We start from the raw sequence: 14,540 nt of genomic DNA, 5'->3' as shown, positions 1-14,540 counted from the left end.
TTTAATTAAAAACTGTACCTCAGGGTTGCACCGTAAGTTCTTGGATCACCAAGTACACCTGCAAACAAACCAGCATTACCAGCGGCAGCTTGTAGTTGTTCAAAGTATTTCGTATTTCCTAGGTTCCTAGACCATGCAAAGATCGAGAACTTCTCCGATCTGAAACCTAACCTTGCATTCAACAAGGTATAGCCATCAACCACTAAAACGCTAGATGGTGTAGGGTTCGATGAATATTCAGAGCGATAAGAAACATCGGCAGCAACAAAAAATCTACCTTCTCTTTCGGCAAGTTTACCAGCAGTACTTAATTCTGCACCACCAGACACATTCCACTTCGAAATACCAGGCAATCTACCGCCAGAAACATCCTTAAAAGCAACCTGTGTAGACACACCGTTAATGGTTTGTGTTCTTCCTGTTTCTTCCAATGGCAGCGGTGCGTTAGTAAATCTCACGTACTTACCATCCAAATAAGACGCTGCAGCGTTTAATGTCAGAAACCTTCCGGCTTGATAGCTACCATCCACTTCTAAACCTCTCACCCTAACTTTCTCGGCATTTGCCAAATATCCTCTATTTACCCCCAGCTGTGGCGACTGCACCTGCGTTTGATAGTCTTTAATATCGGTATTAAAAGCAGTGATATTCAATATCGCACCAGCTGTTGGTTTAGTTTTTACACCTAATTCATAATGCTGAACGTATTCTGGCTTAATTACCGCGACAGATAGATCTGCAGTTCCAGCTGATGTAGTAGGCAAACCGCCAACGTTAACACCTACTGGTTTGTAGCCAGTAGAGTAAGTAGCAAAAGTATTCAACTTATCATTTGGTCTGTAAGATACAGTAAGGTTACCCGATAAGTTATTGTTGTTTGTACTGGTATTAAACTCCTGATTTGAGTAAACCGCTGCTTTTAGCGCTAACAAAGCTGCATCTGAGGTTTGCAAACCTCCGTAAGTTCTTCTGTCATAATCCACATCTTTTTTATCGTAAGTAAATCTGATGCCTGGTAATACGTGCAACTTATCTAACACCTCCCAATCTACCTGCGCAAAAGCCGCAGCACTTAAAGATTTAATAGTAGAATTAGTAGTAATACCAAAGCCATCTAACAGCCCCGGCGTTGAATATTGTGCCTGAGCTCCTGTATTACTCGTTTGTACAAACCTCCATTGGTCTCTTCCTACTTCCTCGGTTTGTCCTAAACCTTGCAAATTCTGCCCTAGTACAAAAACACCAACAACTCCGCTCAATTTTTCGGTAATATCGCCCGCATATCTAATTTCTTGCGAATACTGATCGTGACGGGTATTTCCTTGCGATTTAGTCAATGCAGAAAACTCCGTAAAATCTCTATCGTTGGTCGGATCCCAATTCCAAAACCTCCAAGCCGTGGTAGAAGTTAACTTACCATTGCCAATTTTGTAATCAGCATTTAAAGAGATACCACCAATAGATTGATTATGTCTCCACGGCGTGTTTGTGTAAATTTCTCTCGAGAAAGGGTCTACTTTCGGTTGCGCATAACCTAAATCCGAAACAATTCGAGCATATTGTCTGTACGCACTTCTTTCTGTAGTGGTAACCCCGGCAACTACCAAAGGGTAACCAGCTGGATGTTGAATACTTACATCTCCGCTTAATAAAAGTTCCAGTTTGTCGTTAGGCGTGTAAAGAAATTGCCCTTTAGCGCCAACATTGTTCTGACCGCTGTATCTACGCTCTTCTAGAACATTCCAAATCGTTCCATCACGTTGTGTACCTGAAATAGAAATTTTTGCAGCTAAGTTTTTTGCTAATGGTCCAGTAGCAGTGGTTTTTGCCTGAATAAAATTATAATTACCGTAGCTAAGTTCTACTTTGGCACTCGGCACCAAACTCGGCTTTTTAGTAGTAATATTAAATGCACCTGCGGTAGTATTTTTACCAAACAAAGTTCCCTGCGGACCTCTAATTACCTCAATTTGGTCGATATCGATAAAATCTGTTGAAGTAGCCGCCGGACGAGCGTGGTAAACACCGTCTACGTAAAAACCAACACCTGGATCAATACCATCATTGGTTAAACCAAATGTAGAACCCAAACCACGAATATTTAAGGTGGTATTTCTAGCGTTCGAAGCATATAACTGAACGGAAGGCACCAATTCTTTCAAACGATTTACGTTAAATGCACCAGCATTTTCAGCTGCCTGCCCACCAATTACCGTAATTGGAATAGGTACTTCTTGCAAAACTTCTGAGCGGCGTCTCGAGGTCACCACAATTTGATCTAGCTGAGAAGCTTCCAATAAAACAAGCTCTACTGGCGTAGCAGCAATAGTTAAAATTTGGAAGTCTTGGGGTTTAAAACCTACCGAGCTTACTTGAATGTAAAAGGGTACATCTGGAACTGAGGCAATTCGGAACTCGCCTTTTTCGTTGGCGCTGGTAGAAATATTTGTTCCCCTCACCTTAACAGTAGCGTGTGGAACAGGCGAACCATTGCCCTGTTTAATGATGCCCGACAAGGCGGTTTGTGCAAAAGCGAAACCTGTAGATAAAGTGAGCGCTAAAGTAGTTAATATAGATAGGTAGAGATTTTTTCTAAATTGGTATAGGTTAATTTTCATTGTTGTTATTGGTTATTAAAATGTTTGCGGTATGGGTATTTTGAGCGCTTTCAATTCATTCATTGGGTTTTTCATCATACAGCAACACATGGGATTTAAGGTTCTTTTCATGTCAAAAAATTTTAAATTATATTAAATCTATAGAATTAGTAGACAAATATATTAAAGTTTTTACATTCGAAGATTTTATTTCAAAAAATTTTGCTCAGAAGGTTTTAGAAAAGCAATTGTTGTAATTCTATTTCAGTTTAGTCCCGCTTTCGCTCATAGTCCTCTCCCGATTTAACATCGGGATGCGGGTTAATCCGCTCAATCGGGTTTAAAACGCAAAGGCAGTGTGTTAAACTTTGCCAATCTTTATCGACATAAGGCTAATAAGATCGACAAAATTAGAAGGCTTTGTATTTAGAACTAGGTTTTTTGCATAAGTTTTAGTTCTCCAAACCCGATTGAAGCGGAAATACTTTTTGCGTGCTGTCTTCCTGATCCGCAGTTGGCGGAGAAGGATATTTAATGTGATAGATGCTTCGACAAGCTCAGGAAGACAATAGTAGGAGGCAACAGAATACAAAAAGATTATAGCGAAAAGCGGGACTATCGTAACCGATAAAACAGGTCCTAAGCTTTCCAAAAACAAACCTTTTGTCAAGCCAATTCAACATTTGTGACTAATGTCATTTTATACCAAAACTACCTACAAAGCAACCAATTCTCGAACCTTTTAATTCCTATATTTACCAAAACTAAATAGTGTTTTACCTGTTGCTATTGAAGTGAAATAGCACGCTATTTTAACTTTTTACTTTCAACTTAGTTTGATATGGAAAACAGAAAAAAAATTGTAATTATTGGTGGCGGTTTTGGTGGTATTGAACTAGCAAAAAAGCTAAAAAATAAAAACGTTGACATTGTTATTCTCGATAAGCATAACTACCATACTTTTCAGCCATTACTTTATCAAGTTGCTACTGGCGGTTTAGAGGCAGACTCTATTGCATTTCCTATTAGAAAGATTTTTAAAGGGCAGAAAAACCTAAAGTTTAGAGTTACGGAAGTAAAAAAGGTAATTCCAGAAGAGAACAGATTAGAAACTACTATTGGCGACTACCATTATGATTATCTGGTGATGGCCACGGGCTCTACCAGTAATTTCTTCGGACAAACAGAGATTTCGCAGAATGCTATGCCAATGAAATCAATCCCAGAAGCATTAAACCTACGCAGCTTGATTTTGCAAAATTTGGAAGCGGCTATTATAGCTAAAGATCCAGCTGAAGAAAACGAGTTGCTAAACTTTGTTGTGGTTGGCGGCGGGCCAACGGGTGTAGAAACGGCCGGAGCAATTGCCGAGCTTAAAGAACACGTATTAAAGAACGATTATCCTGAATTGGATTTAAATAAGGTTAACATCTATTTAATTGAAGGTTCGTCCGAATTATTGGGAGCCATGTCTGTACAAGCACAACAAAAATCTAAACAGTTTTTAGAAGAACTGGGCGTTACCGTTTATACAGAAGCTCGTGTGCAAGGCTACGACGGAAAAACTTTGTCGCTGGTAGACGGTAGAAATATCGGCTCTGCCACGGTAATTTGGAGCGCTGGTGTAAAAGGTGTGGTTTTAGACGGTTTAAATACAGAAACTTTAGTACGTGGTAACCGCTTAAAAGTAAACGAAATTAACCTGGTTGATGGCTATAAAAACATATTTGCCATTGGCGATGTTGCTGCCATGATTACTGAAGAAACTCCAAATGGGCATCCAGGAGTTGCACCTGCAGCCATACAACAAGGTAAATTATTAGCGAAAAACTTGGTTAATTTGATAGAGAACAAACCTACCGAACCATTCAAGTATTTCGATAAAGGCGCCATGGCTACCGTTGGAAGAAATAGAGCGGTTGTGGATATCAATAAAATAAGATTTCAAGGAATTTTTGCGTGGTTTACGTGGATGTTTGTACATTTAATGACCTTAGTAGGCTTTAGGAACAAACTGGTAGTTTTTGTAAACTGGGTTTGGAGCTACTTTAGCTACGACAGAGGTACTAGATTAATCATCAGGCGATTTAAACCTTACAAAGAATACAAGAAGCAACATGACCCAGAAACAGCTGAAAGCCAACAAAACCATAGCATTAGTAGCACACGACCATCGTAAAGACGATTTAATTAAATGGGCAATTACCAATAAGGAAGCGCTTAGTCAGCATAGTTTAGTAGCTACTGGCACAACTGGCAGGTTATTAGAAGAAAACTTAGGTTTACCTGTAAAGAAATTATTGAGTGGACCACTTGGCGGCGACCAACAAATTGGTGCTTTAATTGCGCAAAGTGAAATTGACGTTTTGATTTTCTTTTGGGATCCGATGGAAGCTCAGCCACACGATCCAGACGTGAAAGCTTTATTGCGTGTAGGCATTGTTTGGAACATCCCTATGGCTTGCGACGTAGCCACTGCCGATTTCTTGATTTCTTCGCCTTATATGAAAGGCACTTATACTGCGGCTTTAACTGATTACGATGACTACAAAAACAGAAAACTTTAGTTCTCCAATTAAGTTAGTTGAATGCCCTCGTGACGCCATGCAGGGTTTACATGATTTTGTACCAACAGCGTTGAAAATCGAATACCTCAATCTATTGCTTCAAGTTGGTTTCGACACTTTAGATTTTGGTAGTTTTGTTTCGCCAAAGGCTATTCCGCAAATGCGGGATACGGAAGAGGTTTTGGCTGGGCTAGAACTAACCGATACAAAGTTGTTGGCTATTGTAGCAAATCTAAAAGGTGTAGAAAATGCAGTAAAGCATCCTAAGATTAAATACTTGGGCTTTCCTTTTTCTATTTCAGAGACGTTTCAGCAACGTAACACAAACTCTAGCATTGCGCAATCTTTAAACACAGTGGAAGAAATGCTGAACCTTTGTGACAAGCACAATAAAGAAGCTGTAGTTTATCTATCGATGGGTTTTGGCAATCCTTATGGCGATGAATGGAATACAGATATTGTTTCGCATTGGGCCAACGAGTTGGTGCAGAAAGGTGTGAAAATCATTTCTGTTGCGGATACGGTTGGTGTTTCTACGTCCGAAAAAATTACGGCTATTCTTCCTCCCCTAGTTCAGCAGTTTCCAAACATAGAAATTGGATTACATTTACACAGTACACCACAGCAGCGTTTGGAAAAAATTGAAGCTGCTTTTGAAGCTGGTTGTACCCGTATGGATAGCGCTTTAAAAGGTTTCGGCGGTTGCCCAATGGCAGCAGATGATTTAACGGGCAATATCGCAACTGAAGATTTAATCAGTTATTTAAATTCAAAAGGTGTTCAATTAAATTTGAATATGGAAAAATGGGGCGAAGCGATGATGGTTTCTAGTAGGATTTTTAATTGATATTACAATCCCCTCAAAGCCCTGTTCAAACTTCGTAAAGTAATGCCCAAGTAAGCAGCCATATCTTCCTTACTGATTTCAATTCCCTGTTTTTTCTGTAAATCTAACAACTTTGCTAAACCATGTTCTACGGTGTACAATTGTTGGAACGAAGCACGACTACTGGTGTTGATGATACGTTCTGCCAATTCTTCCAACAAAATCTTGTTGAGTACTAAATCTTTTGCAAGCATCTGTTTAAAACTCGAAGCTGGAATTACGTAAACCTGCAAAGAAGTTAAAGCAGCAACATTGCACAGACAAGCAATCTGCCTAATCAATTCTATCTCTCCCAGAACCTGGCCTCTACTCATAAACTCCAAGATGTAATCCTTACCGTTTTCTTCTAGAAAAAAACATTTGGCTATCCCCTCCTTTATCACAAAAACACGATGGCTCGTTTCTCCCTGACGAAGCAATAAGCTATCTTTTTCAAAACTCTGCAAGCTTATTTCCGATTGGCCACTCTGATAAAGTTTATCGATATAAGTTAAAAATTCAGTATTCGTTCTCAGCATAAATCATTTGGGACATTTGTCCTTTTTTTGTGCAAGTTTTTCTCTCACCTTTGCAACATCAACAAAGATAAACGATGAAGAACCAAATCAAAACCATTGCCTTTGATGCCGATGACACTTTGTGGGAAAACGAACCCTATTTCCGTGAAGCAGAGCTTGAATTTGCAAAGTTATTTCCACATCTACCACAAGATGATGTGGTTAAAGATTTGTTTGATATCGAGATGAAAAACCTGAAAATGTACGGTTACGGCATTAAAGGTGTGATGTTATGCATGCTGGAAACAGCGGCGAAATTGAGCGATGATAAACTAGATAGTGGTTTAATCAACAAGATAATTGATATTGGTCATAGATTACTGCAAAAACCAATTGTACTTTTGGATGGCATAGCCGAAACCTTGCAACACCTGCACGGCAAATACAGGTTGGTAATGGCTACTAAAGGCGATTTATTAGATCAGGAACGAAAATTAGAAAAATCTGGATTGGCAAAGTACTTTCATCATATCGAAATTATGAGCGACAAACAACCTCGCCATTACGAAAAGTTGATCAAGCATTTAGATTGTAAGCCAGAGCACTTTTTAATGGTAGGCAATTCTCGTCGTTCGGATATTGTACCTGTGTTGGCGCTGAATGCCTTTGCAGTAGAAGTTCCGTACCACACCACTTGGATCCATGAATTGCATGAAGCGCCTATAGAGCATCCAAACTTTGTTTCGGTAACGAGTATTGATCAGATTATTCCTTTGTTATAACTTTTTTGCTACAGCACCTGTCCCGAGTTCGGGATGCACAGATTTGGATTTACAAACATCATATCTAAAAATAATAATCTGTGCATCTGTGGCCAACTTAAATAAGCATGAAAAAAATAAATATAGACGCTTGGAAACGCAGAGACCATTTTAAACTCTTCAGTCAGTTTGAAGAGCCATTTTTTGGAGTGGTAGTAAACATAGATTGTACCAAAGCTTACGCAGACGCCAAAGCAGCAAGCAAATCGTTCTTTTTGTATTATTTATACAGAGCGTTAAAAGCAGCCAATTCAGTAGAAGAATTTCGTTACCGAATATTAAATAATGATGTAATTCTTCACGACCAGGCCAGCGTATCCACTACCATTAACCGCCCAAATGGCACTTTTGGTTTTGGTTACTTCGATTACAATACCGACGAAAACATCTTCATCGCCAATGCTCAAAAAGCGATTGAATTAGTACAAAATACTGAAGGCTTAATTCCATCTGAAGCTGGAGGTAGCGAAATTCACTTTTCGGCTATTCCTTGGGTAGATTTTACTTCGCTATCGCATGCCCGTAGCTTTACCTTTCCAGATAGCTGCCCCAAAGTATCTTTTGGCAAAATAATTGAAAAAGACGGCGTGAAAAGCATGCCTATTTCTGTCCATGTGCATCATGGTTTAGCAGATGGCTACCATGTTGGGCAATTTGTAGATGCTTTCCAAAAGCTGATGAACGAAGAATAATTGTCATTATTTCGAAAGAATAAACGCAACATTATTGCAATTAAAAATTATATTGTACTTTCGTTAAACTCGATTGAACAGTATATGGCAAATCAACAAGAATACGATGTTATCATTATTGGTGGAAGTTACGCAGGACTATCCGCAGCAATGGCTTTAGGCAGAGCTTTAAAAAAAGTTCTGGTAATTGATGCTGGAAATCCTTGCAACAAACAAACACCTCATTCGCACAATTTCTTGACACAAGATGGTAAAACACCACAAGAAATCTCGGAATTGGCGAAATCGCAAGTTGCTAAATATGATACTATCAATTTTGTAAATGATACTGCTATCAAAGGTGAAAAAATTGAAAATGGCTTTGAAATTATCACACAAAGTGGAACAGTTTTCCAAGGTAGAAAGTTAGTTTTCGGTACTGGAGTTAAAGACTTCATGCCAAATATCGAAGGTTTTGCCGAATGTTGGGGCATTAGCGTTATTCACTGTCCCTATTGCCACGGCTACGAAGTTCGTAATCAAAAAACAGGTTTATTTGCCAACGGCGATATGGCTTACGAATTTGGTAAACTGCTTTGGAATTGGACGAAAGACCTTACCATATACACCAACGGAAAATCGACTTTAAGTACCGAACAAACGCAAACCTTAGCCGACAAAAACATCCACATTGTGGAAAAAGAAATTGTAAAAATCACTCATGAAAATGGTCAAATCCAAGAGTTGATTTTTGCAGATGAAAGTACGCATAGACTAGATGCGTTGTACGCGAAAATTCCATTTACGCAGCATAGCGGTATTCCGCAAAGTTTAGGTTGCGAAATCAATGAAATGGGAATGCTAAAAGTAGACATGATGCAAAAAACTTCTGTAGATGGTGTGTTTGCCGCTGGCGATAATACTAATATGATGCGTTCTGTAGCGAATGCTGTTTACGGTGGTAATATGGCGGGAGCAGCTGCTAGTAAGGAGTTAGTGGCAGAGGATTTTGATGCAGTTAATTAACGCCATTTAAACCAACATTCACAGTTGCGTCATACCCAACTCGATTGGGTATCGTAATGCGAAAAACATGTCTTTTATCGCTTTAAGATTAGCTGCGCTGAGCACTTCGTGGTTCCTGCCTACGCGGGAATGACGACCTGTCAACGCACGGCTAAAATTCAATCTGCCTTCCCATCACCCACCACCTCTTTGATCATTTTCACCATCTTTTGGTGATGCAACTTCTTCGCCACATCAATAGAATGAGATTTATGAATATCAGCATCATCTTCTGCCAGCTTAGCTAAAGTAGCGTAGAACTTGTGGAATTGGTCTAGCTCCTCTTCAGTCAAATCCTCTATATCCACCATTCGGTTACTCGCCTTTTCATGAGAAGCTATCAGCTCATTTAATTTTAACTGAATGGCCTTTCCATCTTTATTTTGTGCTTTTTGGATTAAGAAAACCATTAAAAAAGTGATAATGGTGGTTCCAGTATTGATGACCAATTGCCAAGTTTCAGAATAGTTAAATATCGGTCCTGATACCGCCCAAATAACCACAATAGCTACCGCAGCAATAAAAGCTGGTGAACTGCCTGTAAACTTGGTGGCAGCATTCGAGAAACGCTCAAATAAACTGATTTTATTTTTTTCGCTCATGTTTTAAGTTTTAGAATAGAAATTTACAAAACTATCATGAGCAATAAAAAACAGAATTACGTGAACAAGCTTTTACGGCTTTAATAAATTGCTATTCACACCAAAAATTAAATTGCAAAACTAAAAAATGGTACTAAAACCGCCATCTTTTCACCAATACATCTATTACAGACAGCTTCCCAACCCTATTAAAAGTATGGGTAGCAAGTAGTTTTGCTTCCCAATCTGGCTTAATATGCGCTACCTGTTGCTCTAGGTATTCATTTTCATTTAAGGTGATTATTTTATTGATAGACGTAGCCCAACCATATCTTTTAGAGCAATCTTGTGATGGTCTGTACAAAATACCACCATCTTCAAAAATATTACCTGCTGGTCTTGCGCTACTCACATTTCTTACTACCGGGTTGGCACTATGAGCAACCCAATTGCTAGACAATAAATCATCGCAATAAAAAATATGTAGGTCTTTATTAGCTTTAACTCCTTGTTCTGCTTCTATTAGGGTAAATATCCAGTACTTGCCATTATGGAATAGAATAGTAGCATCTGCTGCATTTATATTCTCCATTAAAGTACCCCAATAACGCCATTTAAATGGAAATTCTTCACATTCATAAAGTTCTATCGTATTGTTCTCTGTACTTTCAGGAAGCATGTAATAGGTATCTCTTAGTTTAAAAATAAAGGGATACGACAAATGATAAGGTTTCTCTAAAACTTTTCGACTTTCCATCTGATTACTACCATCCTCGTTAAGCTGAATTACAGCAATATACCCTTTGGGTTCATTGTATTTCAACTCTTCTACGAAGAGATAATAGGTACCATTCTCTTCAACAATAAAAGGGTCTGCCCAAAATCTATCTTTAGGAGGAATGATTTTCTGATAGTTATTAAACTTGTCATCAAATCCTTTTTCAGCACTTTTATTAAACTTATATCTTAATTGCCATTGCTCAATGAACAATAACTCATAAATAACCTTCTTTAAGTAGGTTAAAAATCTATAATAGGCAGACATTTAGTAGTAATTAAAAATTAGCGAGGTTAATAAAGATGAAGTAAAGCTAATTTCAATTTATGCACTAACGCAAGTAAGCAATTGAATACTGTAAACCTTACAATTAGCAGAAAATAACGGGATACTACCAGTTGTTTCAAAATAGAAAATGCCACATTTTATGCGGCATTTTCTAATCTATTAAAACTATCTAAAGTTTATCATTTGCGTTTACGCAGTTCAAATCTTCAAAAGCTACTTTTAAACGAGCAACAAAAGCTTCTTCCGATTTACGTAACCAAACACGTGGATCGTAGAATTTCTTGTTAGGTTTATCTTCGCCATCAGGATTACCAATTTGACCTTGTAAGAAAGCTTCGCTTGTTTTGTAGAAACCTAAAATTCCATCCCAGAAAGCCCATTGCAAATCTGTATCGATGTTCATTTTAATTGCTCCGTAAGAAATTGCTTCTCTAATTTCCTCTTGCGAAGAACCAGAACCACCGTGAAAAACAAAATTGATAGGTTTCTCAGCAGTTAAGCTATATTTCTCTTTGATAAAATCTTGAGAGTTTTTCAAAATGATTGGTTGCAATTTTACGTTACCTGGTTTATAAACACCATGTACGTTACCAAAAGCAGCCGCAACCGTAAACTGATCGCTCACTTTGCTCAATTCTTCATAAGCGTAAGCAACTTCACTTGGTTGTGTATATAATTTCGAGCTGTCTACATCGCTGTTGTCAACACCGTCTTCCTCGCCACCAGTAACACCTAATTCAATTTCGATAGTCATACCTAGCTTGCTCATGCGCTCTAAGTATTTAGCAGAAATTTCAATGTTTTCTTCAATTGGCTCTTCAGAAAGGTCCAACATGTGCGACGAGAATAAAGGTTTACCAGTTTCAGCAAAGAATTTTTCTCCGTGGTCTAACAAACCGTCAATCCAAGGTAATAACTTTTTAGCAGCGTGATCTGTGTGCAAAATTACTGCAACACCATAATGCTCTGCCAATAAATGTACGTGCTTAGCAGCAGAAACAGCACCTAAAACACAAGCTTGTAGGTTATCGTTGTTTAAGGTTTTACCAGCATAAAACTGTGCACCACCGTTAGATAATTGAATAATTACGGGCGAATTTACCGCCTTTGCCGCTTCCATTACCGCATTAATCGTATTGGTTCCTGTTACGTTTACTGCCGGAAGTGCAAATTGATGTTTTTTAGCCTGCTCAAACAATTCTTGTACAGCAGTACCGTGGATTACGCCTTTGTAGCCTTTTAAACTCATTTTATATTTAGTTTTATTATGTTTCGAAGTTAGGAAATTTTAGCTAACAAACCTCCCTGTTCACAAATGTAATGAAATTTTACTTATTGTCAATTATACACTAAGGTTGTTTTATGGTTAAGCGTTTAAACTGGTTAATTGTGTTTCCCGAAGTATCGGGATTTCTCGTTGCCCAACATTAGTTCATTGGTTCACTAGTTCATTTGTTTGGATGCGTCGTTAATTGAAATTTGGATTTTGGTTATTGGGGCTTGATTATTGATTACTTAGAAAGCATTTTCAGTATTTCAAACGTTCCGCTAGTCCCGCTTTTCGTTTCTGCCGATGAAAAATCGGCATCCACTGCAATCGGGTTTAGGAAACTTAAACCTGTTTTACAAAACCCAATCCCCTACAAGTTCAATAAAAATAAAATAGTCTTGTAGCGAAAAACACCCTATTTTCGTATAGGCAGATAAAAACACTTGATGAGAAACATCTTAAAAATTAGCAGCTTACTCCTTCTAACGTTAATTAGTTGTAAAAAACAATCTACTTCTAATTCAAAAATTGATTCCGATATAGTAATCAATTTCAGAGAACACTTAGAAAACGGCCAGCAAACACTTCTATTAACTTGCGTTACAGAAAAAATATATGGTTGTGGGAATTACGGTTTACATTATAAATTGAACAAAAGCAGCAATAAGATCGATATTGCTTTTGAAAGCATTATTAAACCTGATATTTGCCTAACATCTCTTGGTCCGGCGACTGCGTTTATTGATCTAGGAAAAATACCTGCTGGTGTATATCAACTAAATATAAAAACAAACGGAAAACTAAGTAGAGGCGAACTGGTGGTAACTCCAGATCGTTACACCATTTCAATACCTAACCAAACTCAAATTCAAGTACCTCAACCAATCCTCCCACGCATCCCTGCAAATACCATTTGGGGTAACATTGGCTATCATACGGCATCATCAGAAACAATAGCTCAATCCGTTTTTGATGCGTTTTTACAGGCCGGAGCTACAACACGTACGTATGCGCCGGGCAGCTATTGGTATTTCAATATCGGTACAAATGGAAAAATTTTACCGCCTCAGAACCATGGATACTGGTTTGTGAAGCCATTCATCCTGCAATACGGAGGCGATATTGATAAACTTAAAACACTTTTGCAGCAAATTAAAACCCAACATGGAAACAACCTCTATGTTACCGTAAATACGTCTAATGGAGAAGTACTTCGTAATTAATTTTACGAAATGCTGCCTCAAAGTATTTGCACTTTAATATGGTTTGTGACGCTTAAACCTGTGCACAGCAATTGCATTTTAAACCCGATGGTAGCGAGCACGCAGGGGCAAACCTGTGTGTTTGCCCCATAGTAAAGCGTACAGCGGGACTGAACTGAAATAGTAACACAATAATACCTTTTCAAATATTTAAAATATAAGACTGTGAATAGAAAACTGATTACTGTTAACTGAAAACTGCCCTTTGCGTTAATTTTTTTTTTCGTTTCTTTGTAGTCGCATTTTAAAAAATACACATGTCTTGGTTTAAAAGAGAGAATAAAGGGATTAGCACTAGTACAGATGAAAAGAAAGAGGCTCCTGATGGCTTATGGAACAAGTGTCCGAGCTGTAAAAAAGCCCTTCACAGTGCCGACCTTCAAGAAAGCAAGTGGGTTTGTCAATACTGTAACTACCACCTACGCGTAGGTTCAAAAGAATATTTTCACGTACTTTTCGATAATAACGATTTTACAGAACTGGATGCTAATTTAACTTCTGGCGATCCATTAAGTTTTGTAGATAGCAAACCTTATACCGATAGGATTGTAGAAACTACTAAAAAAACGGGCTTAAAAGATGCTATTCGTGCTGCTTATGGCAAAATAGATGGCGAAGACATCGTAATTGCTTGTATGGATTTCAATTTCATTGGTGGTTCTATGGGTTCGGTAGTGGGCGAAAAAATTGCTCGCTCTATCGATTATAGCTTGAAAAAGAAAATTCCTTTCTTAATGATTTCTAAATCTGGTGGTGCACGTATGATGGAAGCTGCATTTTCATTAATGCAAATGGCTAAAACATCGGCAAAATTGGCATTGTTAAGTCAGGCGAAAATACCTTACATTTCTTTGCTAACCGATCCTACTACCGGTGGTGTAACAGCATCTTATGCCATGTTAGGCGATATTAATATTGCAGAACCAGGAGCTTTAATCGGTTTCGCTGGTCCTCGTGTAATTAAAGAGACGATTAAAAAAGATTTACCGAAAGGTTTCCAAACTTCAGAATTTGTGCAAGAGCACGGTTTCCTAGATTTTATTGTAGATCGTAGAGAAATGAAAGCTAAATTGGCTACTTTCTTGAGAATGGTGAAGAACTAAAGGTTGTTTGTTGAATTGTTCGATGGTTGAACTGTTTAACTGAACATAGGAAAAGCAGGGTTTGCGCATTTGAAATGCCGGCCCTGCTTTTTTGGTTAGAGACTTACTTTCTCATATCTACCAAGACCAAATATTTATTTATATTTACTGTATG

13 protein-coding genes are annotated in these 14,540 nt (G+C 38.2%); 8 read left to right on the top strand and 5 right to left on the bottom strand.

Features of this window, described 5'->3' with window-relative positions:
* Window positions 1-5 precede the first annotated feature (5 nt).
* A complete protein-coding gene (locus tag AC23ME_RS20455; protein WP_487729591.1) occupies window positions 6-2,618 on the bottom strand; it encodes a TonB-dependent receptor in 2,613 nt (870 codons plus the stop codon).
* 820 nt (window positions 2,619-3,438) lie between these two features.
* On the opposite strand from AC23ME_RS20455, the gene AC23ME_RS20450 reads away from it, so the two are divergent.
* Genes AC23ME_RS20450 through AC23ME_RS20440 form a run of 3 tightly spaced genes read left to right on the top strand, consistent with a single transcriptional unit; the run spans window position 3,439 to window position 6,011 of the window.
* Entirely contained in the window at window positions 3,439-4,776 is a 1,338-nt protein-coding gene (locus AC23ME_RS20450) for an NAD(P)/FAD-dependent oxidoreductase (protein WP_487729590.1), read from the top strand.
* The gene (locus AC23ME_RS20445) at window positions 4,715-5,164 is read left to right on the top strand and encodes a methylglyoxal synthase (protein WP_487729589.1); all 450 of its coding nucleotides are present in this window, start codon (window positions 4,715-4,717) and stop codon (window positions 5,162-5,164) included. Before AC23ME_RS20450 ends, AC23ME_RS20445 begins: the two co-directional genes overlap by 62 nt.
* On the top strand, window positions 5,139-6,011 hold the full coding sequence (locus AC23ME_RS20440; protein WP_487729588.1) for a hydroxymethylglutaryl-CoA lyase: 873 nt from the start codon (window positions 5,139-5,141) through the stop codon (window positions 6,009-6,011). Before AC23ME_RS20445 ends, AC23ME_RS20440 begins: the two co-directional genes overlap by 26 nt.
* A 2-nt stretch (window positions 6,012-6,013) precedes the next feature.
* Here the strand turns inward: AC23ME_RS20440 and AC23ME_RS20435 are convergent, their stop codons facing one another.
* On the bottom strand, window positions 6,014-6,568 hold the full coding sequence (locus AC23ME_RS20435; protein ID WP_487729587.1) for a Crp/Fnr family transcriptional regulator: 555 nt from the start codon (window positions 6,566-6,568) through the stop codon (window positions 6,014-6,016).
* 74 nt (window positions 6,569-6,642) lie between these two features.
* Here AC23ME_RS20435 and AC23ME_RS20430 point away from each other — a divergent pair, with 74 nt between their 5' ends.
* The 3 genes from AC23ME_RS20430 to AC23ME_RS20420 all read left to right on the top strand — a co-directional run bounded on the left by AC23ME_RS20430 (window position 6,643) and on the right by AC23ME_RS20420 (window position 9,065).
* On the top strand, window positions 6,643-7,329 hold the full coding sequence (locus tag AC23ME_RS20430; protein ID WP_487729586.1) for an HAD family hydrolase: 687 nt from the start codon (window positions 6,643-6,645) through the stop codon (window positions 7,327-7,329).
* Window positions 7,330-7,436: 107 nt separating this feature from the next.
* Complete coding sequence (locus AC23ME_RS20425) at window positions 7,437-8,060, top strand: CatA-like O-acetyltransferase (protein ID WP_487729585.1); 624 nt, start codon at window positions 7,437-7,439, stop codon at window positions 8,058-8,060.
* Window positions 8,061-8,144: 84 nt separating this feature from the next.
* The gene (locus tag AC23ME_RS20420; protein WP_487729584.1) at window positions 8,145-9,065 is read left to right on the top strand and encodes an NAD(P)/FAD-dependent oxidoreductase; all 921 of its coding nucleotides are present in this window, start codon (window positions 8,145-8,147) and stop codon (window positions 9,063-9,065) included.
* A 158-nt stretch (window positions 9,066-9,223) separates the two neighbouring features.
* On the opposite strand, the gene AC23ME_RS20415 is transcribed toward AC23ME_RS20420, so the two are convergent.
* From AC23ME_RS20415 to fbaA, 3 genes are all read right to left on the bottom strand, one after another.
* On the bottom strand, window positions 9,224-9,706 hold the full coding sequence (locus AC23ME_RS20415) for a low affinity iron permease family protein (RefSeq protein ID WP_487729583.1): 483 nt from the start codon (window positions 9,704-9,706) through the stop codon (window positions 9,224-9,226).
* Between the two features lie 133 nt (window positions 9,707-9,839).
* A complete protein-coding gene (locus AC23ME_RS20410) occupies window positions 9,840-10,730 on the bottom strand; it encodes a glucosamine inositolphosphorylceramide transferase family protein (protein WP_487729582.1) in 891 nt (296 codons plus the stop codon).
* A 190-nt stretch (window positions 10,731-10,920) separates the two neighbouring features.
* Window positions 10,921-12,000 (bottom strand): class II fructose-bisphosphate aldolase, encoded by a 1,080-nt coding sequence (gene fbaA, locus AC23ME_RS20405; RefSeq protein WP_487729581.1) that lies wholly within the window; start codon window positions 11,998-12,000, stop codon window positions 10,921-10,923.
* 467 nt (window positions 12,001-12,467) lie between these two features.
* On the opposite strand from fbaA, the gene AC23ME_RS20400 reads away from it, so the two are divergent.
* Together AC23ME_RS20400 and accD are read left to right on the top strand one after the other, a co-directional pair.
* Window positions 12,468-13,244, top strand: a complete 777-nt coding sequence (locus AC23ME_RS20400; protein WP_487729580.1) for a hypothetical protein — start codon at window positions 12,468-12,470, stop codon at window positions 13,242-13,244.
* Window positions 13,245-13,540: 296 nt separating this feature from the next.
* Complete coding sequence (accD, locus tag AC23ME_RS20395; RefSeq protein ID WP_487729579.1) at window positions 13,541-14,386, top strand: acetyl-CoA carboxylase, carboxyltransferase subunit beta; 846 nt, start codon at window positions 13,541-13,543, stop codon at window positions 14,384-14,386.
* Window positions 14,387-14,540: the final 154 nt, after the last annotated feature.

The sequence above is a fragment of the Pedobacter sp. T50_32 genome (genome assembly GCF_057652195.1).
This window is presented reverse-complemented; position numbering and strand designations above follow the sequence as displayed.

Coding starts and splice junctions, on each gene's coding strand:
- accD (WP_487729579.1), top strand. CDS start 13,541: ATGTCTTGGTTTAAAAGAGAGAATAAAGGGATTAGCACTAGTACAGAT.
- AC23ME_RS20450 (WP_487729590.1), top strand. CDS start 3,439: ATGGAAAACAGAAAAAAAATTGTAATTATTGGTGGCGGTTTTGGTGGT.
- AC23ME_RS20425 (WP_487729585.1), top strand. CDS start 7,437: ATGAAAAAAATAAATATAGACGCTTGGAAACGCAGAGACCATTTTAAA.
- AC23ME_RS20445 (WP_487729589.1), top strand. CDS start 4,715: ATGACCCAGAAACAGCTGAAAGCCAACAAAACCATAGCATTAGTAGCA.
- fbaA (WP_487729581.1), bottom strand. CDS start 12,000: ATGAGTTTAAAAGGCTACAAAGGCGTAATCCACGGTACTGCTGTACAA.
- AC23ME_RS20420 (WP_487729584.1), top strand. CDS start 8,145: ATGGCAAATCAACAAGAATACGATGTTATCATTATTGGTGGAAGTTAC.
- AC23ME_RS20415 (WP_487729583.1), bottom strand. CDS start 9,706: ATGAGCGAAAAAAATAAAATCAGTTTATTTGAGCGTTTCTCGAATGCT.
- AC23ME_RS20440 (WP_487729588.1), top strand. CDS start 5,139: ATGACTACAAAAACAGAAAACTTTAGTTCTCCAATTAAGTTAGTTGAA.
- AC23ME_RS20435 (WP_487729587.1), bottom strand. CDS start 6,568: ATGCTGAGAACGAATACTGAATTTTTAACTTATATCGATAAACTTTAT.
- AC23ME_RS20455 (WP_487729591.1), bottom strand. CDS start 2,618: ATGAAAATTAACCTATACCAATTTAGAAAAAATCTCTACCTATCTATA.
- AC23ME_RS20430 (WP_487729586.1), top strand. CDS start 6,643: ATGAAGAACCAAATCAAAACCATTGCCTTTGATGCCGATGACACTTTG.
- AC23ME_RS20400 (WP_487729580.1), top strand. CDS start 12,468: ATGAGAAACATCTTAAAAATTAGCAGCTTACTCCTTCTAACGTTAATT.
- AC23ME_RS20410 (WP_487729582.1), bottom strand. CDS start 10,730: ATGTCTGCCTATTATAGATTTTTAACCTACTTAAAGAAGGTTATTTAT.